General features: G+C 72.6%; 14 protein-coding genes. 6 read left to right on the top strand and 8 right to left on the bottom strand.

Annotated elements, in window-relative coordinates; translation table 11 throughout:
- Positions 1-182: 182 nt before the first annotated feature.
- The 3 genes from EWV39_RS03770 to EWV39_RS03760 all read left to right on the top strand — a co-directional run bounded on the left by EWV39_RS03770 (position 183) and on the right by EWV39_RS03760 (position 4,430).
- Positions 183-668 (top strand): MarR family winged helix-turn-helix transcriptional regulator, encoded by a 486-nt coding sequence (locus EWV39_RS03770; protein WP_238148008.1) that lies wholly within the window; start codon positions 183-185, stop codon positions 666-668.
- 122 nt (positions 669-790) lie between these two features.
- The gene (locus tag EWV39_RS03765; RefSeq protein WP_193554676.1) at positions 791-3,079 is read left to right on the top strand and encodes an MMPL family transporter; all 2,289 of its coding nucleotides are present in this window, start codon (positions 791-793) and stop codon (positions 3,077-3,079) included.
- 469 nt (positions 3,080-3,548) lie between these two features.
- Positions 3,549-4,430 carry a fructose bisphosphate aldolase gene (locus EWV39_RS03760; RefSeq protein WP_129656920.1) on the top strand — a complete coding sequence of 294 codons (882 nt, stop codon included), beginning with the start codon at positions 3,549-3,551 and terminating at the stop codon, positions 4,428-4,430.
- 7 nt (positions 4,431-4,437) lie between these two features.
- Here EWV39_RS03760 and EWV39_RS03755 read toward each other — a convergent pair whose 3' ends face one another.
- Positions 4,438-6,048, bottom strand: coding sequence for an FAD-dependent oxidoreductase (locus EWV39_RS03755; RefSeq protein ID WP_165313121.1), 1,611 nt, complete (start codon positions 6,046-6,048; stop codon positions 4,438-4,440).
- Positions 6,049-6,301: 253 nt separating this feature from the next.
- Here EWV39_RS03755 and EWV39_RS03750 point away from each other — a divergent pair, with 253 nt between their 5' ends.
- The gene (locus tag EWV39_RS03750; protein ID WP_129656918.1) at positions 6,302-6,850 is read left to right on the top strand and encodes a YceI family protein; all 549 of its coding nucleotides are present in this window, start codon (positions 6,302-6,304) and stop codon (positions 6,848-6,850) included.
- Positions 6,851-7,108: 258 nt separating this feature from the next.
- Positions 7,109-7,864 carry a hypothetical protein gene (locus tag EWV39_RS03745; RefSeq protein ID WP_129656917.1) on the top strand — a complete coding sequence of 252 codons (756 nt, stop codon included), beginning with the start codon at positions 7,109-7,111 and terminating at the stop codon, positions 7,862-7,864.
- 63 nt (positions 7,865-7,927) lie between these two features.
- On the opposite strand, the gene EWV39_RS03740 is transcribed toward EWV39_RS03745, so the two are convergent.
- Entirely contained in the window at positions 7,928-8,290 is a 363-nt protein-coding gene (locus EWV39_RS03740; protein WP_129656916.1) for a hypothetical protein, read from the bottom strand.
- A complete protein-coding gene (locus EWV39_RS14080; protein WP_238147999.1) occupies positions 8,281-8,982 on the bottom strand; it encodes a cell division protein CrgA in 702 nt (233 codons plus the stop codon). Before EWV39_RS14080 ends, EWV39_RS03740 begins: the two co-directional genes overlap by 10 nt.
- Positions 8,983-9,347: 365 nt before the next feature.
- Between EWV39_RS14080 and EWV39_RS03730 the strand changes: the two genes are divergently transcribed.
- Complete coding sequence (locus EWV39_RS03730) at positions 9,348-9,986, top strand: anthranilate synthase component II (RefSeq protein WP_129656915.1); 639 nt, start codon at positions 9,348-9,350, stop codon at positions 9,984-9,986.
- A 124-nt stretch (positions 9,987-10,110) separates the two neighbouring features.
- Here EWV39_RS03730 and pknB read toward each other — a convergent pair whose 3' ends face one another.
- From pknB to EWV39_RS14075, 5 genes are read right to left on the bottom strand one after another with little or no spacing between them, the layout of a single operon-like run.
- Positions 10,111-12,231 carry a Stk1 family PASTA domain-containing Ser/Thr kinase gene (pknB, locus tag EWV39_RS03725; protein WP_129656914.1) on the bottom strand — a complete coding sequence of 707 codons (2,121 nt, stop codon included), beginning with the start codon at positions 12,229-12,231 and terminating at the stop codon, positions 10,111-10,113.
- A 9-nt stretch (positions 12,232-12,240) separates the two neighbouring features.
- Complete coding sequence (locus tag EWV39_RS03720) at positions 12,241-14,244, bottom strand: protein kinase domain-containing protein (protein ID WP_129656913.1); 2,004 nt, start codon at positions 14,242-14,244, stop codon at positions 12,241-12,243.
- The gene (locus EWV39_RS03715; protein ID WP_129656912.1) at positions 14,241-15,683 is read right to left on the bottom strand and encodes a peptidoglycan D,D-transpeptidase FtsI family protein; all 1,443 of its coding nucleotides are present in this window, start codon (positions 15,681-15,683) and stop codon (positions 14,241-14,243) included. The genes EWV39_RS03720 and EWV39_RS03715 overlap by 4 nt, the downstream gene beginning before the upstream one ends.
- Positions 15,680-17,233, bottom strand: a complete 1,554-nt coding sequence (locus EWV39_RS03710; protein ID WP_129656911.1) for an FtsW/RodA/SpoVE family cell cycle protein — start codon at positions 17,231-17,233, stop codon at positions 15,680-15,682. The genes EWV39_RS03715 and EWV39_RS03710 overlap by 4 nt, the downstream gene beginning before the upstream one ends.
- The gene (locus tag EWV39_RS14075; protein WP_238147997.1) at positions 17,230-19,107 is read right to left on the bottom strand and encodes a protein phosphatase 2C domain-containing protein; all 1,878 of its coding nucleotides are present in this window, start codon (positions 19,105-19,107) and stop codon (positions 17,230-17,232) included. The genes EWV39_RS03710 and EWV39_RS14075 overlap by 4 nt, the downstream gene beginning before the upstream one ends.
- Between the last annotated feature and the right edge of the window lie 4 nt (positions 19,108-19,111).

Raw genomic sequence — 19,111 nt, 5'->3', positions numbered from 1 at the left:
TGCCGAACTTTCAACATCCGACGCTCCGAAGAGCATGGTGAACGCCATCTTCCGGAGGGCGCCGGGTCAAGGGGCGAATGGCCGGTCCCGGCGGGGTGAGTCCGCCGGGTGAGGAGCCGCGTTGTGATGCCCTCTTTAACTAGCTAGGCTAGTAACTAGGTAAGCTAGGAAAAGAGGCGAGCATGACGGAGAGCGCATCCGACGGGGCGTCCGCGGGTCCCCGGCCACCGGTCCCGCCGCGCGTCCTGGAGACCCTGGAGGGCATCCAGGGCCTGAGCGAGCGCATGGACCAGATGCACGGGGACCTCAAGGACTCGATGGGGATGAACGCGAGCGACCTCGCCACGCTGCGCATGCTCGTCATGCGCGAGCGGGCCGGGCAGGCCGTGACGGCGGGGGAGATCGCCCGGCAGCTCGGGATCTCCACCGCCTCCACCACGGCCCTGATCGACCGGCTCGTCGCCAGCGGGCACGCCGAGCGCGTCCCCCACCCGCAGGACCGGCGGGCCCGGATCGTGGTGCTGACCGAGAAGGCCCGGCGGGACTTCTTCACCCACTTCGGCCATCGGCTGGCGGCCATGCGCGCCGTCGCGGCCTCCTACGAGGACGAGCAGCTCGCCCTCATCAACGACTTCCTCGCCCGGCTCGGCGAGGCGCTGCGGGACTGAACCGCCGGACCCACCCGCCGGACCCATCCGCGGGCCCCTCCAACCGGCCCTCCCGCCGGGCCGGCCACCCCGCCCGGCCCCCATCCCTCCCCGCGACACCCCGCACAGAACGGACGGACCCCATGCCCCCACAGCACCTCGCCCGAGGCCGACGCCGCCGGGTCCACTGGCTGCGGATCCTGATCCCCGCGCTGCTGATCCTCGCGTGGTTCGGCGCAGCCGGCGTCGGCGGCCCGTACTTCGGGAAGATCTCCGAGGTCTCCACCGAGGCGGCCACGGACCGGCTCCCGGAGTCCGCCGAGTCGACGCGGGTCGCGGAGCTCAGCGCCGGGTTCTCCGACGCGGACGCGATCCCCGCGATCCTCGTCCTCGCCCGGGAGGACGGCCTGGAGGACGCGGACCGGGACTACGCCGCCGACGTCGTCCAGCGGCTCGGCGACCGATCGCTGCTGGAGGGCGAGGCGTCCCCGCCCATCGAGTCCGAGGACGGGCGTGCGATCCAGGTGGTCGCGCCGCTGTCCCCCGACGTCGACGCCGGGGAGGCGGTGGACCAGATCCGGGCCGACCTCGCCGGGACCGCCCCGGAGGGGCTCGAGGCCCACGTCACCGGTCCTGCCGGGTTCAGCGCCGACCTCGCGGAGGCGTTCTCCGGCATCGACGGGCTGCTGCTCGGCGTCGCGCTGGCGGTCGTCTTCGTGATCCTGCTGATCGTCTACCGCTCGCCGCTGCTGCCCGTGCTGGTGCTGCTGACCTCGATGGCCGCCCTCTCGGCGTCGATCCTGGTCATCTGGAACCTCGCGAACGCCGGGATCCTGACCGTCAACGGCCAGATCCAGGGCATCCTGTTCATCCTGGTCATCGGCGCCGCGACCGACTACTCGCTGCTGTACGTGGCACGGTACCGCGAGGCGCTCGTCCGGCACCGGGACCGGCAGAAGGCGACCTGGACCGCACTGAAGGGGACGATCGAGCCCGTCGCGGCCTCGGGCGGCACCGTGATCGCGGGGCTGCTGTGCCTGCTGTTCTCGGAGCTGAAGACCAACGCCGCGCTCGGGCCGGTGGCGGGGACCGGCATCGTCTTCTCGATGCTCGCGGCCCTGACCTTCCTGCCGGCCCTGCTGTTCGTGTTCGGGCGCAGCGCTTTCTGGCCCTTCCGTCCGCGGTTCTCCCGCTCCGACGTCGCGGCGGACTCCAAGCTGTGGAGCCGGGTCGCCGGCTTCGTGGAGCGCTCGCCCCGGCGGATCTGGCTGGGCAGCGCTGCCGTGCTGGGCATCCTCGCGGTGCTGGCCGTGCAGTTCCGGGCCGAGGGCGTCCAGCAGTCCGAGCTGGTCCTGGGCGCCTCCGACGCCCGCGACGGCCAGGAGGTCCAGGCGGAGCACTTCCCCGGCGGCTCCGGGACGCCCGCGCAGGTCCTCGCGCCCGAGGGGGAGGGGGACGACGTCGTGCGGGGGCTCGAGGCGCTGCCGGGCGTCTCCTCGATCGCGCTCGCCTCCGCCGACTCGCCCTCGGGCTCGATCCCTGTGGGGTCCGCGGCCGGCGAAGAGGCGGGCGGAACCGCGGCCGACGGCACCTCGGGGGCCGACGCCGAGATGGGTGCCCCCGGCTCCGACGCCGCCGGTGGTCCCGGCGCACCGCCCTTCGCGGACGCCGCCCCCACCGTCGTCGACGGTCGGGTGATGCTCCAGGTGACCCTCGCCGACTCGCCGGACACGGCAGCGGCCCAGCGGACCGTGGGCGAGATGCGGGATGCCGCCGCGGACTTCGACGACGTCCTGGTGGGCGGCACCACGGCCCAGGAGGTGGACACGCTCGACTCCTCGATCCACGACCGGGCGCTGATCATCCCCATCATCCTGGTGGTGATCACGGTGATCCTCATGCTCCTGCTCAGATCCCTGCTGGCTCCGCTGTTGCTAGTGGCCACCACGGTGGTCTCCTACCTCTCCGCGCTCGGCGTCGGGGCCCTGGTGTTCGACCACGTGCTGGGCTTCCCGAACGCCGACCCCACCGTGCCCCTCTACGCCTTCGTCTTCCTCGTGGCGCTGGGCATCGACTACAACATCTTCCTGATGACCCGGGTGCGGGAGGAGTCGCTGCGCCACGGCACGCGTCGCGGCGTGAGGCGGGGCGTGATCCTGACGGGCGGGGTGATCACCTCCGCCGGGGTGGTCCTGGCCGCGACCTTCGCCGCGCTGGGCGTCATCCCGCTGATGTTCCTCGCGCAGCTGGCCTTCCTCGTCGCCTTCGGGGTGCTGCTGGACGCGAGCCTGGTCCGCGCCCTGCTGGTCCCGGCCCTGGTGCACGACGTCGGCGACGCCGTCTGGTGGCCCTCGAAGCTCCGGCACGGACCGACCCGGCCGGAGCCCGCGCAGGTCTCTGCGAGCACGCGCTCCCGGGAGGGCGGCGGATGAGGGCAGTTCACCCCCTCATGCCGGGCTGTTATGGTGGGGGTGCTTCCTGCGGGGCAGGCTCACCGGGTGCGACCGGTGGACCCGCCGTCACTGAGGGGAGCTAGCGCCCGTCAAGAGCGCGTAGCAGATCAGCAAGGGCCCAGATCACTGGTGCGATACCTCCAAGGATTCCGCACCAGATCTGGGCCTTCTGCTTCCCATGACCATCTCGGTGTCGAGGGGCATGACCCATCAGCCCGCCACCCCCTTTCCGCTTCCTGCTCTCCACGAGGCAGATCTGTCGTTGGCTCGGGGAGCGGTCGCCGTGGAGGTGACCCGGTCAGCCTATCCAGCGGGACTGAGCGCCTCACCCTGCTCCGGATGGTTCGGCGGCCCGTCTTCATCGCATATGACCCCTGGTATATGAGAAGCGTTCTCATCTATGCTGGAAGGGCCCGATCACACGAGCCCGCCCAGACAGGAGTCACCCATGACGGACGCCCGGCAGCATCGCTTCGAGAACGACCCCGGATTCATCGCGGCACTGGACCAGAGCGGCGGCAGCACGCCCAAGGCGCTCGCCGCGTACGGCGTCGACGAGTCGCGGTACTCCACGGAGGAGGAGATGTTCGACCTCATCCACGCCGCCCGCTCGCGCATCATCACCAGTCCGGTCTTCACCGGGGAGCGCGTGCTCGGCGCGATCCTCTTCGAGGGCACCCTCGAGCGCGAGGTCGGGGGCCGCGACGCCGCTTCCTACCTGTGGGAGGAGAAGGGCATCCTCCCGTTCCTCAAGATCGACAGGGGTCTGGCCGAGCGGGAGCACGGGGTGCAGCTCATGAAGGAGATCCCGGACCTGGAGCGGACGCTGGCCCGGGCCGCCGAGCGGGGCGTCTTCGGCACCAAGGAGCGCTCGGTGGTCCACGAGGCCGACGCCGCCGGCGTCGCCCGGATCGTCGAGCAGCAGTTCGAGGTCGGCGAGCGGGTCCTGGCCGCCGGCCTCACCCCGATCCTCGAGCCCGAGGTGGACATCCACGCGCCCGCCAAGGCCGAGGCGGAGGCCCTGCTGAGGCGGGAGGTACTGGACCGGCTCGACGGCGTCACGGCCCCGGTGGCCCTCAAGGTCACCATCCCCACCGAGGACGGGTTCTACGCGGAGCTGATCGGCCATCCGAAGGTCGCGCGCGTCGTCGCCCTCTCCGGCGGATACGGGCGCGAGGACGCGAACGCCCGCCTGGCCCGCAACCCGGGGCTCATCGCGAGCTTCAGCCGGGCCCTGCTCGACGGCCTGACCGCCGGGCAGTCGCCCGAGGAGTTCGACCGGACGCTCGAGGCCTCGATCGAGTCGATCTACCGGGCCTCGACGGCCTGAGCCGCCCCTACTTCCCCAGGAACTCCGCCGCCGACTCCCCGGCGATGCGGCCCGAGTTGAAGGCGAAGGCCAGGGTCAGGCCGTCGATCTGGGGGTAGGTGCCGCCGTAGAACCCGGTGGCCTCGTTGCCGCCGGCGAAGACGCCGGGCACCGGGGCGCCGCGGGAGTCGAGCAGGCGCGCCCGCTCGTCGATCCGGAGTCCGCCCAGGGTGCCGCGCACCGTGTTGACGACCCGCACGGCGTAGAACGGCCCGTCGGTCACCGCGTAGGAGAGGACGGCGGAGGGGGTGAAGAACTCCTCGTCCTCGCCCGAGGCCACGGCCGCGTTGTAGGCCTCGACGGTCCGCGCGAACTCCTCCGCGTGGAAGCCCACGGCACCGGCGAGGTCCTCCACCGAGGCGCCCATGTGGGCGTGGCCGAAGTCGACCGCCTCGCCGAGCGCCTCCGCGATCTGCGGCTGCACCGGGGTGCCCTCGCTCCCGGCGGGCAGCGGCGCGCTGTGGTCCTCGGCCGGGGCCAGCGGCAGGCCCTCCTCGGCCAACGCGGCCACGGTGGCGGAGTCCAGGATCATCCAGAACTGACCGCCCTGCTGGTACACCGCCGGGCCGCGCTGGCCGAAGCGGTAGGTGACGGACTCGTTGACGAAGCGCTTGCCGGCGCCGTTGACCCACAGCAGCGGCAGGTTGGCGAGGATCGCCAGGGCGCGGGAGGAGTAGCGCCCCGGCACGGTGAAGCTGGGGATGTCCAGGGTCCGCTCGGCGTCGGCGACGCCGCCCGCGGCCTCGGCGATCTCCCGGCCGGTCCCCACGGACTTGCGCTCGCCGGTGAAGTGGAGGGAGCCGGCGTCGATGGGGCCGAGGTCGCGCTGCACGAGCTCCTGGTTGCCCACGTAGCCGCCGCTGCCGATCACCACGGCCCGGGCGGAGACGTCCACGTAGACCGGCCCGGTCTCCTCGTCGGAGGCGATGTCCTCGCTGGCGTCCTTGGAGATCGCGGTGGCCACGGACAGCGGCTTCCCGGCGTCGGTCTTCTCCGCGCGCACGCCCAGGACCTCGCCGTCCGGGCCGGTGACCAGCTCGGTCGCGGCGGTCTCGGTCAGCAGCGTGCCGCCCATCTCCTGGAAGGCCTTGAGCAGCTTCTTGAACCCGCCGAACTTGGAGACGTAGTGGTGGTACGTCCGGGCCGTGCGGTGGGAGGTGAGGATCCCGGCGTCGGGGGAGGCGGGTCCCTCCTTGGCGGAGCGCTCCGCCAGCGCCGTCTTCAGCCCGTACCCGCCCAGCCAGGACACGGTGTCCCCGGAGCGGCCGACGACGGCGCGCACCAGCCTCTCGTTGCAGCGGTGCCGGTTGTACTCGGTGATCGCGAGGAAGGCGTCCCGGGCGGTGAAGGTCTCGCCGGCCTCCTTCTGGGCCTCCGACTCGTAGGCGGCGAAGCCGGTGGCCCCGAACATGGCCGCCCCGCCGGGCCGGTTGCCCTTCTCCAGCAGGACGACGCCGACGCCGCGCTCGGCGGCGGCCAGCGCCGCGGCGATCCCGGTGCCGCCGGCGCCGATGACCAGCAGCTCGGCCTCGTAGTGCTCGGCGTCGTGACGGGGCTCGAACACGGGTGCGGTAGTCACATATCCTCCATGGGTTAGGTCCACCTCACAGGGTAGATGGAAATCGCCGGAGGAGACAGGCGCGCCCGCCGGGTGGGAGCCTCCGCTTCACCCGGCGCAAGATTCTGTCATCTGCCACGGCTCAGGCCTCCTCTTCGGCTCCCATCGCGGCCCCGCCTCGCCCGGACGGAGCCCGGACAGGAAATCCATTGCACGGTAAACGGTTTACATGTAAAGTTTTGAGCGACAGCAGACCACGCGAAAGGAACACGCCATGACCACCCTCCCCGGACTCGTCCCCGGCACCTGGGACTTTGACCCCGCCCACTCCGAGATCGGCTTCTCCGTGCGCCACGCCGGCATCTCCACGGTGCGCGGCACCTTCAACGAGGCCACCGCGACGCTGGAGGTGGCCGAGGACGTGGAGGACTCCCGCGTCGAGGCGAGCATCCAGACCGCCTCCGTGGACACCAACAGCCCCCAGCGGGACGGCCACGTAAAGTCCGCGGACTTCTTCGACGTCGAGAGCCACCCCGAGCTGACCTTCGCCTCCACGGCCGTCCGGGTCGACGGCGAGGACCTCGACATCGACGGCGAGCTCACCATCCGCGGCGAGACCCGGCCGGTCACGCTGAAGGGCGAGTTCGGCGGCGTCGCGGTCGACGCCTTCGGGCAGACCCGCGCCGGCTTCTCGGTGGAGACCTCGATCTCCCGCAAGGAGTTCGGCATCACCTGGAACGCCGCCCTCGAGGCCGGCGGGGTGCTGGTCTCGGACAAGGTCAAGATCACCCTGGACGTGGCCTTCACCGCTCCGGCGGCGTAGGGACGCGACGGTCCGGCGGTGATCCCGCCGGGCGGGCCGGCCGGGCCGGCCGCTGAACGGGCGCCCGCCGTCCCGCCGCGGGACCTTGCGGCGAGGGGGAGCAGGACGAGGGCCCCGGGCGAACGCCCGGGGCCCTCGGCGCGTGCGGAGGTATCGTGAGAGGACGGCAGTCCTCGGCCACGACGCTGGCCGCGGGCGCGGCGCGGCTCAGGCGCGGCGCCCCTGGAGGAGCCGGCGCGCACCGGAGGGAGACGACCCATGAGCACCCTGAAAGACTGGAGCATCGCCCACCGTCCCTGGGTGGAGCGCTTCGTCCTGAACCTGCGCTCGGCGGGCCTGCCGGAGCGGGAGATCGGCGAGGAGCTCACCGCCGCACACGCCCAGTGCGAGCAGGCCGGCGGCGTCCCCGAGGAGATCCTCGGCCACCCCGACGACTACGCCGAGGCCATCGGCTACCCGGTCCACCGCGCCGGCGCGGAGCAGCGCGGCATCCTCTCCTGGGTCAGCCCCGTGGCGATCCAGGCGGTCCTCGCGCTGGTGGGGACCTACGCGATCCGGGCCTGGATCGAGGGCATCGACCTGCGGCTGAACCTCGGCACCCTCATCTCGTGGCTCGTCATGGCCCTGGTGATCTCGGGGCTGGGCGCCCTGGTGGCCTGGAGCGGGCGGAGGGTCTACAGCATCTGGCTGCTGATCGTCTCCTACGTCGTCGCCCTCGGCGCCGGGATCGCCGGCGCGCTGCTCTCCCGGACCGGGCTGCCCGTCGTCGCCGCCGGGAACCCCGTGCCGCTCGGGATCCTGTGCGCCGCGATCATCGTGCTGATCGCCGTCACCAGCACGGTCCGCGAGGTCCGCGGCGGCTTCAAGGGGCTGGACCCGGTGGAGGTCGAGGACGGGGTCTCGGCGTCGGGGGAGCGGCGGCCCCGCCCGGCCCGCCTGCCGGTGCTGGCGGTGTTCTGGGTGGTCCCGCTCTACCTCGCCGTCGACGCCTGGCTCACCAGCGCCGCCGCCTGAGCCGCCGGGGGCGCCCCGCCCGACCCGCCGAGTGCCCCGTCTGACCCGCCGGGGCGCCGCGGGTCAGGAGAAGCGCTGGTAGAGGAAGTAGACCACCGGAACGAGGACCAGCAGGAGCAGCGCCCACCGGCGCAGGCGCGTCTCCGTCCGGGCGGCCCGGATGTCCGGGCGGGAGCGGCGGTCCTCCTCCTCGGAGGCCGACGGCGCGCCGGCGGCCGGGGCGGCTCCCTCCCGTCCGCTGCCGTCGGCGGCCTCGGGCCCGGGGGAGGCCGGCCCGGAGCCCGCCTCGCGGTGCTCGCTGTCCGCGGGGCCGCGGCTCCCGGCGCTCTCCCCGGGGTCTCCCTCCGCGGGGACGCCGTGTTCGCCGCGGTCCCCGGCCTCGGGGCCCTCCGCCGCCTCGCGGCGCTCGCCGGGCACTACTTCCACCTGGTCGTCATGATCAGCCCCACCATCATCAGGCCGATGCCGATGCCGATGTTGCCGTACCCGATCTGCGGGATCGGCAGGGCGCTCTGGGTGATGTACCAGACGATGATCCACAGCAGGCCGACGATCATGAGGCCGAGCATCAGCGCCTTGTACCAGGTGGGAGTGACCGAGCGGTCCCCGATGCTGGCGGTCATCTCCTCCGCGACCCGGCGCAGCCGCTCCTCGTGGATCTCGTCCTCGACGGCGACCCGGGAGGCCGCGGCGTCGTCCTCCGGGCCCTCGGCGGCGGGCTGGAAGCGGCCGGACTTGGCCGGGTTCCCCGAGCGGCGGGCGGCGCGGGTGCCGGCCTCCTCGGCGTCGGCCTCCGCGGCGGGGCCGGTCTCTGCGGCGGGGCCGGTCTCTGCGGCGGGGCCGGCCTCCGAGGCGGGCTCGGCGTCAGCGGCGTCGGGCTCGGCCGCCGGGGTCCTCCCCTTCGGCTCCGGATCGGACTCGCCCGCCTCAACGGCCTCCTGCTCGTCGGTCACCACGGCGAGGTCCGCCGCCTCCTCCGGGGGAAGCTCCTCCACGGGCGTGGTCTTGCCGCGGCTCCAGTTGGAGAGACGGAAGCGGCGCTTCTCCCGGGTCTCCGACCCGTCGCCCACGAGCTCCTCCGGATGCACCTCGGGCTGCTGCCTCTTTCTCTTGGCCATGTAGTTCCTCCTGTGCGGCCGGACCCGCGAGTGCGGGCGCCGCGCGCGGTAAAGATTCGGGCGGACGTCGCCGCGGTCCCCGCGACCGTCCACCGTCCGAGTGTAGCCAATCGCCCTGAGAGTTTCCGACCCGCCCGCGGCCCGGAACCTCATCCGGCCGCGGGCCCGGGCCCTCACGCTCGATCCGGGGCCGGGGCCTCAGACGGCCACGGTCAGGGACCCTACCGCCCGCCCCTGTGGCCGCCCGCCGTCCTCGCGGTACCCTTGATCATTGCGGTCCGTCTCCCCGCCGGAGCGCCTCGCCCCCGCAGGGCGGGCGCCGCCGCTGAACCCCGATGCGACGGACCGATCGACAAGGAGCGCTCATGACCGTCAAGATCCTCGTGGTGGACAACTACGACAGCTTCGTCTTCACCCTGGTCGGCTACGTCGAGCAGTTCGGCGCCGAGACCACGGTGATCCGCAACGACGCCCTGAGCGCCGAGGACGCCGTCGAGCTGGCCCGTCAGCACGACGGCGTGCTGCTCTCCCCCGGCCCCGGCGCCCCCGCCGACGCGGGCGTCTGCCTGGACCTCGTCCACTGGGCGGCGGAGGAGGGCAAGCCCCTGTTCGGGGTCTGCCTGGGCCACCAGGCGATCGCCGAGGCCTTCGGTGGCACCGTGGGGCACTCGCCCGAGCTCATGCACGGCAAGACCTCGGTGCTGACCCACGGGAGCACCAGCGTGTTCTCCGGGGTGCGCAACCCCTTCACCGCGACCCGCTACCACTCGCTGGCCATCGCCGAGGGCACCCTGCCCGAGGTCCTCGAGGCCACCGCGACCACCGAGTCCGGGATCATCATGGGGGTGAGGCACCGGAGCGCGCCGATCCACGGCGTGCAGTTCCACCCCGAGTCGGTCCTGACCGAGGACGGCTACCTCATGGTCGGCAACTGGCTGGAGACGACGGGGCTCAAGGGCGCGGCGGGCAGGGGCCGCGGCATGTCCCCGCTCATCAGCTCCTAGGCCGTGCGCCCGGCGGCGCCGGCCCGGTCAGGGCGGAGGCCGGCCCGGTGATCGCGGCGCTCCCCTCCGGCCCGGCCGGCCGAGTCGGCAGATCGGCCCGGTCAGCCCGGTCAGCCGGGGACGCTCAGTCCCGGCCGCTCGCCGAGGGCGAGGCGCTCGAGCGGGAGGGGCTCGGCGTCGAGCTCCGGCTGGGGCTCGGCGACGCGGAGGGCTCCGAGGAGGGCGTGGGCTCGGCCGATGGCGTGGGGGCGGCCGAGGAGGTCGCCCGCGGGCTCTCCGCCACGGTCATCGTCACCGTGGAGCCCTGGGCGATCGAGGAGCCGGGCGCCGCCGACTGCCGCAGGACGGTGCCGGGGGCCTCCTCGCTCGAGGGCTCGGTGACGATCTGCGTGGTCAGCTGGGTCTCCTCGGCCGTGAGCGCCGCGATCGCGGCGTCGCGGTCCATCCCGGTGATGTCCGGGACGGTCACCTTGCCGGTGGAGAGCACCAGGTTGACGGTCTCGCCGCTGGCCACCGGCTCGCCGATCGCGGGCTCGGTGCCGACCACCATGCCCGCCTGGATGCTCGGGCTGTCCACGGTGGTCACGGTGCCGGGCACCAGCCCCAGGTCCGTCAGCTGGGAGCGCACGTAGGCCTCCGACTGCCCCGCGAAGTCCTCCGGGAGGGTGACGCTGGCGGGACCGTCCGAGACCACCAGCGAGACGCTGGAGCCCTCCTCGAGCTCCTCGCCGGAGCCCGGGTCGGTCCGGATCGTCTGGCCGGCGGCGACGTCGTCGGAGAACTCCTCCTGGACCGAGACGCGGAAGCCCTCGTTGCGCAGCGACTGCTCGGCCTCTTCCTGCGAGAGGCTCTGCACCTGCGGCACGGAGGCGTAGACGGGCTTGTTCAGCTCGTACTGGTAGTAGATCCAGGCGCCGGCGGTGGCGGCCAGCAGCAGGAAGATGATGGTCCCCAGGATGGCGAAGATCCACGCGGTGCGGCGGCGCCGGCGGGCGGCCAGGGCCACGTTGCGCTCGCTCGCGTAGAGCTCCGCCTCGTCGTACTCGTCCTGGGCGGAGGGGAAGAAGCCCGCGACGTCGGCCTCCTCGGCCTCCGGGGAGCGGCGGGCCGAGGGGTCGTACTCCTCGTAGGTCAGGGGGCGGGTGCCCTCGTCCGAGGGCTGCACGGCCTCGCCCGGCTGCGCCGGCCGGTCCGCGGCGGGCACGGCGGCCATGCCGGCCGGCATCGTCGTGGGTCCCGCCGAGGTGATCGCGGGGCCGGCGGGGTCGGAGGCGACCGAGATGCCGTTCAGGGCGTTCCGCAGGGCCCCGCTGAACTCGCCCGCCGACTGGAAGCGGCTGTGGCGGTCCTTGCGCAGGGCGCGCAGCACCACCGAGTCGAGGGCGGGAGAGACGGCCTGCCGGTGGCGGCTCGGGGGCTCGGGGATCTCGCGCAGGTGCTGCTCGGCGACCTCGAGGCTGGTGGCGCCGTCGAAGGGCGGGCGGCCCGCGAGCATCTGGTACAGGATGCACCCGGCGGCGTAGAGGTCCGAGCGGGCGTCCACGGTCTCGCCGCGCGCCTGCTCGGGCGGGATGTACCGGGCCGTGCCCATGACGGTCTGCGCCTCGGTGAGCGGGGTGGCGGTCTCGGTCAGGGCCCGGGCGATGCCGAAGTCCATGACCTTCACCAGGGGCCCGGCCTCGGGGTCCTCCTCCCGGTCCGGCACCATGATGTTGGCCGGCTTGATGTCCCGGTGGACGACGCCGTGCTCGTGGCTGTACTCGAGCGCGTCGAGCAGGCCCTCGGCGTAGGCCGCGGCGGTCTCGATCGGCAGCTCGCCCTCGGCCAGGACGTCCTTCAGGGTGCGGCCGGTCAGCAGCTCCATGACGATGAAGGGGATCAGCTCCGCGCGCGGGGTCGTGGGCAGGGGGCGGGTGCTCTCGGCGTCGCCCTCCGGGGCCTCCAGGAGGCCGAGCGGGACCGTGGCCTCGGAGTCCGCCGCGTCCTCGTCCACGGGGGTGAACGTGCCGGTGTCGTAGACCGCGACGATCGAGGGGTGGTTCAGGGACGCGACCGCCTCGGCCTCGCGCTGGAACCGGGCCCGGAAGACGCTGTTCTGGGCGTGCTCGGGGCGCAGCACCTTGATGGCGACGCCGCGCCCGAGCCGCGTGTCCTGGGCCGCGTAGACGGTGGCCATCCCGCCGGAGCCGATGAGCTCGCCGAGCTCGTACCGGTTCTCCAGGATCCTGGGAATCCGCTGGTTCATCGTTCCCTGTTACCCGTCGGTGCCCGTCTGGCCCCGCGGGGCGGGGTCGGCCTGCTGCGGACCGTCAGCCTGCTGGCTGCCGGGCTGCTGGGCGCCCGACTGCCCGCCCTCGGCCTGCTGGGCGGCGTCGGAGTCCGAGGATCCGGACTCGGGGGAGCCGGACTCGGCCGGGGCGGGGTCGCCGCCGGCGTTGGTCGAGCCCTGGCCGGAGCCGCCGGAGTCCTGGGTCGGGGCGGGCGAGCTGCCGCCGCCGTTGCCGCCGGAGGACGAGGAGGGGGCGGAGGACGGCGTCGAGCCGCCGCCGGAGGAGGACGAGGGCGAGGGCGAGGAGCCGCCGCCGGACCCGGAGCCGGTGGAAACGTAGACGTCCACGTTGGAGCCCACCGAGACGCGGGTCCCGGAGTCGGGGGAGGTGCGGATGACCTGGCCGGCGGGGTACTCGTCCGAGGACTGCTGGTGGCGGGTCACGTTGACGCCGAGCTCGGTGATCTCGTCGATCACCGCGTCGGCGTCCCGGCCGACCATCGAGCCGGGCAGGGTGACGGACTCGGGACCGGTGGAGTAGGAGACCGTGACCTGCGAGCCCACGGCGATCTCGCCCGTGGGGGAGACGTCCAGCACGGTGTTCTCGTCCTGCTCCGAGTCCTCGCCCTCGGAGCTGACGCGCAGCCCCAGGTCCGAGAGCTCGGAGACCACCGCGTCCAGGGGACGGCCCTGGTAGGCCGCGGCGTCGACCGTGACGGTCTGCCCGGAGGCGCTGGGGTCGCTGCTCGGGGACTCCGAGGCACTGGGGCTCGCCGAGGTGACGGTCCCGGGCGAGGACTGCTCCTGCCCGCTGCCGAAGGCGTCCGAGGCGACGATCCACCAGATGCCGCCGCCGATGGCCAGCAGCAGCACGATCAGCGGGACGATCCAGCGCCACGCGCCGCCCTTGCGCCTGCCCTCGCCGTCCGAGTCCGAGGCATAGTCGCCCTGGTACTTCAGGGAACGGGGCTCCTCGTCCAGGGCGGGCAGGGTCGAGGTGGTGGGCTGGGTCTGCTGACCCGTCGCCGCGCCCGAGCCGAAGGACCTGGTGGCCGTCGCGTCGGAGCCGATGGCCTCGGTGGGCGCGGTGAGGGCCTGCGTCTGGTCCTCGTCGGCGCTGATCGGCAGGTAGGTCGAGAGGGCCGGGACGGCCTTGACCGCCGCCTTGAGGTCGTTGCGGCGCATCGCGTCGATCGCCGAGGCCAGCGTGGTGGCGTTGGCGGGGCGCTGCGCCGGGTCCTTGGACAGCAGGCACATGATCATCGCCTGCGCGGCCACCGGCACGGTCTTGGGCAGCGGCGGGGGCGGGTCGTTGACCTGCGCCAGGGCGATCGCGATCTGCGACTCCCCGGTGAAGGGCCGCTTGCCCGCGAGGCACTCGTAGCCGATGACGCCCAGCGAGTAGAGGTCCGAGGACGCGGTCGCGGTCTGCCCCGTGGCCTGCTCGGGCGCGAGGTACTGGGCGGTGCCCATCACCTGGCCGGTCGCGGTCAGCGGGACCTGGTCCGCGAGCCGGGCGATGCCGAAGTCGGTGACCTTCACCCGGTTGTCCGGGGTGATCATGATGTTGCCGGGCTTGACGTCGCGGTGGACCAGGCCCTGGGCGTGCGCGGCGGCCAGCGCCCGGGCGGTCTGGGCGATGATGTTCAGCGTCCTGTCGGCGGGCAGGGTCTTCTCCCGCTCGATGATGTTGGACAGCGGCTCGCCGGGCACCAGCTCCATGACCAGGTAGGCCGAGCCGTCCTCCTCGCCGTAGTCGAACACGTTGGCGACGCCCGGGTGGTTCAGCAGCGCGGTGTGGCGCGCCTCGGCACGGAAGCGCTCCAGGAACCCCGGGTCGCCCGTGTACTCCTCCTTGAGGATCTTCACGGCGACGACGCGGCCCAGGACCTTGTCCTTCGCCTTCCAGACCTCGCCCATGCCGCCGACGGCGATGCGTTCGGTCAGCCCGTAGCGACCCCCGAGGGTCGTGGATGATGAGGGCCTCACTTGTTCAACACCGCCTCAAAAATCTGCCGGGCGCCGGGACTCGTCAGTTGAGCACCGGTAGCCGCATCTACATCTTCATAGACAATAGCAACTGCGACCTGCGGGTCGTCCGCCGGGGCGAATCCCGTGAACCACGCGTCGTTCAGGCCGTCGGAGCCCACCTCCGCCGTCCCCGTCTTCCCGGCCACCTGGGTCCCGCCGACGGCGGCGCCGGAGGCGATGCCGTTGTCCACGTCGTTGACCATCCAGTCCCTGACCTGGTGGGCCACGTCCTCGCTCGTGGAGCGCCGGGCCTGTTCGGCCGAGAACTCGTAGAGCGTGTTCAGGCTGTTCGAGCGGACCGTCCGGACCAGGTTCGGCTTCATCTGCACGCCGTCGTTGGCGATGGCGGACGACATCATGGCCACCTGCAGGGGGGTGGTCCGGACGTCGTACTGCCCGATCGAGGCCAGAGCCAGCTCCGACTGGTTCATGTCCTGGGGGAAGGACGAGGGGGTGACCGAGAGCGGGATGTCCATGTCCTGGCCGTAGCCGAAGTTGCTAGCTGTCTCTGAGATCTTATCCTGTCCGAGGTCCATCGCGATCTGTGCGAAGGGGGTGTTGCAGGACTGTTCCAGGGCCCACTCGATGGTGGCCGAGGTGCGGGACTGGCAGCTGCCCTCCACGTAGTTGGGCAGGGAGATGTCGGTGCCCGGCAGCGGCAGGTTCTGGGGGTTGTCCAGGGTGGAGTCGGCGTCGTACTTCCCGGACTCCAGGGCCGCGACGGCGTCGATGATCTTGAAGGTCGAGCCGGGGGAGTAGAGGTCCCCGGAGATCGCCCGGTTGGACAGCGGGCGGTCGGGGTTCGAGTTCAGCTGCGAGTACGCCTCGATCACCGACGTCGAGTCGTGGGAGGCCAGGGAGTTGGCGTCGTAGGAGGGGCTGGAGGCCATCGCGAGGACCTCGCCGGTCTTGGGGTCCATCGCCACGATGGAGCCCTTGTGGCCCTCCAGGAGGCCGGTGGCCAGCTGCTGGAGCTCGCCGTCGAGGGTCAGCTCCACGGAGGCGCCGTGGGCCTCGCCGTCGGAGAAGATCTGGGCGATCCTGTCGTAGAACTGCGCGTCGGAGTCGCCGGAGAGCTCGTCGTTCATCGCCTGCTCCAGGCCGGTGCCCCCGTAGACCATCGAGAAGTAGCCGGTCAGGCCCGCGTACTGCTCGGACTGGTCGTACATGCGCTGGTAGTTGAAGCCGTCGTTGGAGGGCTCGGAGTAGGCGATCTCGGTGCCGTCCACCAGGATCGAGCCGCGCGCGGAGCCGTACTTGTCGTAGAGCTGGCGGCTGTTCCAGGGGTTCTCGTCCAGCGCGTTCGCGCGGAAGAACTGCACGTAGGTCAGCGAGCCGATGAGGAGGATGAACACGCCCGCGGCGGCCAGCCAGGTGCGTCGGATGGCTTGGTTCACGAGCGACCTCCTTCAGAGGACGGGGAAGGGGCGGATTCCTCGCGCCGGCCGGCGCCCAGTCGCGAGATCGCTGCCGTGGCGCCGGGGTCGTCCGCGGCGGGCAGGGAGGACGGCGTGGGGGCGCTGCCGCCGCCGGCCCCCTCCTCCGGCGACTCCTCGCCGACGACCCGCGGCGAGCGGGCCGAGTGGGAGATGGCCAGCAGCAGGCCCACGATCACCCAGTTGGCCAGCAGCGAGGAGCCGCCGGCGGACATGAACGGCGTCGTCAGGCCGGTCAGCGGGATCAGCCGCGTGACGCCGCCGACCACCACGAACAGCTGCAGCACGAGCACGGCGGACAGCCCCGCCCCCAGCAGCTTGCCGAAGGCGTCCGGGGTGCCGAGCGCGGCCCGCAGCCCGCGGGAGACCAGCACCAGGAACAGCATCAGGATCGCGCCGAGGCCCAGCAGGCCCAGCTCCTCGCCGATCGAGGTGATGATCATGTCCGAGTTGGAGAAGGCCACCAGGTCCGGCCGGCCGGCGCCCAGGCCGCGGCCGAACAGCCCGCCCGAGGCGAGGCCGAAGAGCCCCTGGACGATCTGCCCCGAGCCGCCGAACTCCTGGTTGTAGACCTCCGGCTCGAAGGCCCCCAGCCAGGAGTCGATGCGCAGGGTCACGTGGCTCATGGTGGTGTAGGCGAAGATCCCGCCCACCAGCACCAGGAGCAGGCCGATGACGACCCAGGTGAGGTTGTTGGTCGCGAGGTAGATCATGGCCAGGAACAGGCCGAAGAACAGGATCGCGGAGCCGAGGTCGCGCTGCAGGACGAGCACGCCGATGCTCACCAGCCAGGCCACGAACATCGGGGCGAAGTCGCGGAAGCGCGGCAGGCGGATCCGGCCGATGCGGCGTCCGGCCAGCAGGATGAGGTCGCGGTTGGCCGAGAGGTAGCCGGCGAAGAAGACGGCCAGGGTGATCTTAGCGACCTCGCCGGGCTGGAAGGTGCGCCCGCCCAGGGAGATCCAGATCCGGGCGCCGTTGATCTCGGTCCCGAGTCCCGGTGTGAGGGGCAGCAGCAGGAGGAGGATCGACGCCGCGAGGCTGATGTAGGTGATCCGGCGCAGCACCCGGTGGTCCTTCAGGAACCAGACGCAGGCCGCGCAGGCGAGCATGGCGACGGCGGTCCAGGCCGTCTGCGAGGGTGCGACGCCGTTCTCGGTGGTCAGGTCGATCCGGTAGATCATGGCCAGCCCGATGCCGTTCAGGGCCACCGCCACGGGCAGGATGAACGGGTCGGCGTAGCGGGCCTTGACGTGCAGGATCACGTGGATGATCAGGGAGCCGACGATCAGGGAGGCGGCCGCCATGACGATCCGGGAGTCGAGCTCGGCGGCGAGCTCGACGTCGACCATGCACATGGCCCCGATGCCGATCACCCAGGCGATGACCAGCAGGAACAGCTCGATCAGGCGGCGGGCGCGCGGGACCGGCGCCGGCTCCTGGGCGGCCTGGTGCGCCCCGCCGGCCTCGGGGGGCTGCGGGCGGACGTCGTCGCGGGTCTTCGGCGTCATGAGCCGTCACCTCCCGGGGTGGTCTGGGGCGCCTCGGAGACGGTGCCCTGGGGCGCGGGCGAGGGGGATGCCTCGCCCTCCGCGCCGAGGTTCAGGTCCGAGACGATCCGCTGGGCGTCCTCCAGGGAGGAGGCGACGATGCCGTTGTCCACCCGGGTCTGGGAGAACTCGGGCAGCTCGGAGACCTCGGTGTCCGTCCGCTCCTCGACGCTGCTCAGGTGCACCGGGCCCACGGACTGGTTGACGCCGCGGTAGACGGCTACGTAGCCGTCGCTCTCCCCGACGTAGTACTGGGTGTTGATCCAGGCCAGCGAGGCCCAGACGACGCCGGCCAGCAGGACCACGATGAAGGTCCAGATGAACAGCGTCAGGCCGATGCGCTGCTTGCGCGGCGGGTCCTCGAGCTCCTCGAGCAGCTCCTCGGGGAGCTCGTCGTTGGCGCCGACCGTGACCTTGGTGGTCTCGGTCATCGTGGCGCGGCGCTGCAGGGTCGAGTCGGTCACGGTGGGGATGGCGCCGGTGTGGGTCGCCGCCTCCGCCGCCCCGACCAGGCGGTGGGGGCGGACGTCGAGCTCGTTGCGCAGCACGGCCGCCGAGCTCTGCTCCTGCTCCTCGGCGTCCTCGAGGTCGATGCCGGAGCGCTGGGTCATCGCGTTGAGCACGCCGTCGGAGAAGGAGTCGCCGCGCCAGGCGCCGTGATGGATCAGGTGGCGGGCGGCGTCCTCCTCGGTGCGGGGGAGGCGGCGGCGCCAGGGGGCCACGCGGCGGGGGGTGGCCAGTGCCGGGCCGTCCGGGGTCCCGCCGGGGGGCGGGGGCTCGGAGTCCTCGGCGCCGTCGTCGTCACCGGGGTCCGGTGCGGCGGCCTCGTCCGCCTCGGAACGCGCACCGGCCTGCGGGGCCTCCCCGGAGCGGGAGCCGGCCGGCGAGGCCTCCTCGCTCTCGGGGTCGGCGGCTGCCGGGCGGTCCTCCCCGGGGCCCTCCGCGCCCGCCTCCTCGGGGTACGGCGTCGCGTCGGCGGTGCGGCGCGAGGCCTCGGCGGCGTCCTGCGGGCGCGTGACGGCCCAGGGCTCGGCGTCGTCCGCCGTGCTCCCCGGACCCGGCGCGGCCCCCACGGCGGCGAGCTTGCTGGTGGGGGTGGCGATGACCTCGGCCTCGGGCGCGATCTCCACCACGGCGATGGTCACGTTGTCCGGCGCGCCGCGGTCCAGCGTCAGGTCGACCAGGGTCTCGCAGATCTCCTGGAGGTCCTCGGTGGACTTCATGACCGCCTCGATGGTGCGGTCATCCACCACGCCGGAGAGGCCGTCCGAGCACAGCAGCCAGCGGTCGCCGGCCTGGGCGTCCACGCGCCGGAGCTCGAGCTCGGGCGAGGCGTCGGTGTCCCCCAGGACCCGCATGATCACGTTCTTGTGGGGGTGGGTCTCCGCCTCCTCGGGGCGGATCCGGCCCTCCTCGACGAGGCGCTGCACGAAGGTGTGGTCCGTGCTCATCTGCTCGAAGGAGTCCCCCCGCAGCCGGTAGGCGCGGGAGTCGCCGATGTGCGCGAGCTCGAGCTCGTCGCCGTCGACCAGCAGCGCCGTGCAGGTGGTGCCCATGCCGGCCAGCAGGGGGTTGAGCCGCACCAGCTGGTTCAGGATGATGTTGGCCGTCTGGATCTCGTCGGCCAGGAAGGTGCCCGCGGTGCCTCCGTAGCCGGGGCGGTCCAGCGGCGTGAGGTCCAGGACCGTCGACGCCGAGGCGACGTTGCCCCCCACGTGGCCGCCCATCCCGTCGGCGACGACGGCGAGGTAGCGGCCCGTGTAGGCGGAGTCGTCGTTCTTGCTGCGCACGCGCCCGGTGTCCGAGCGGGCTGCGTAGCGAAAGGCGATGCTCATCGGA

The sequence above is a fragment of the Rothia halotolerans genome (genome assembly GCF_004136635.1).
GTDB lineage: Bacteria > Actinomycetota > Actinomycetes > Actinomycetales > Micrococcaceae > Rothia > Rothia halotolerans.
The sequence above is the reverse complement of the archived record's forward strand: the minus strand, read 5'-3'. Positions and strand labels throughout refer to the sequence as shown.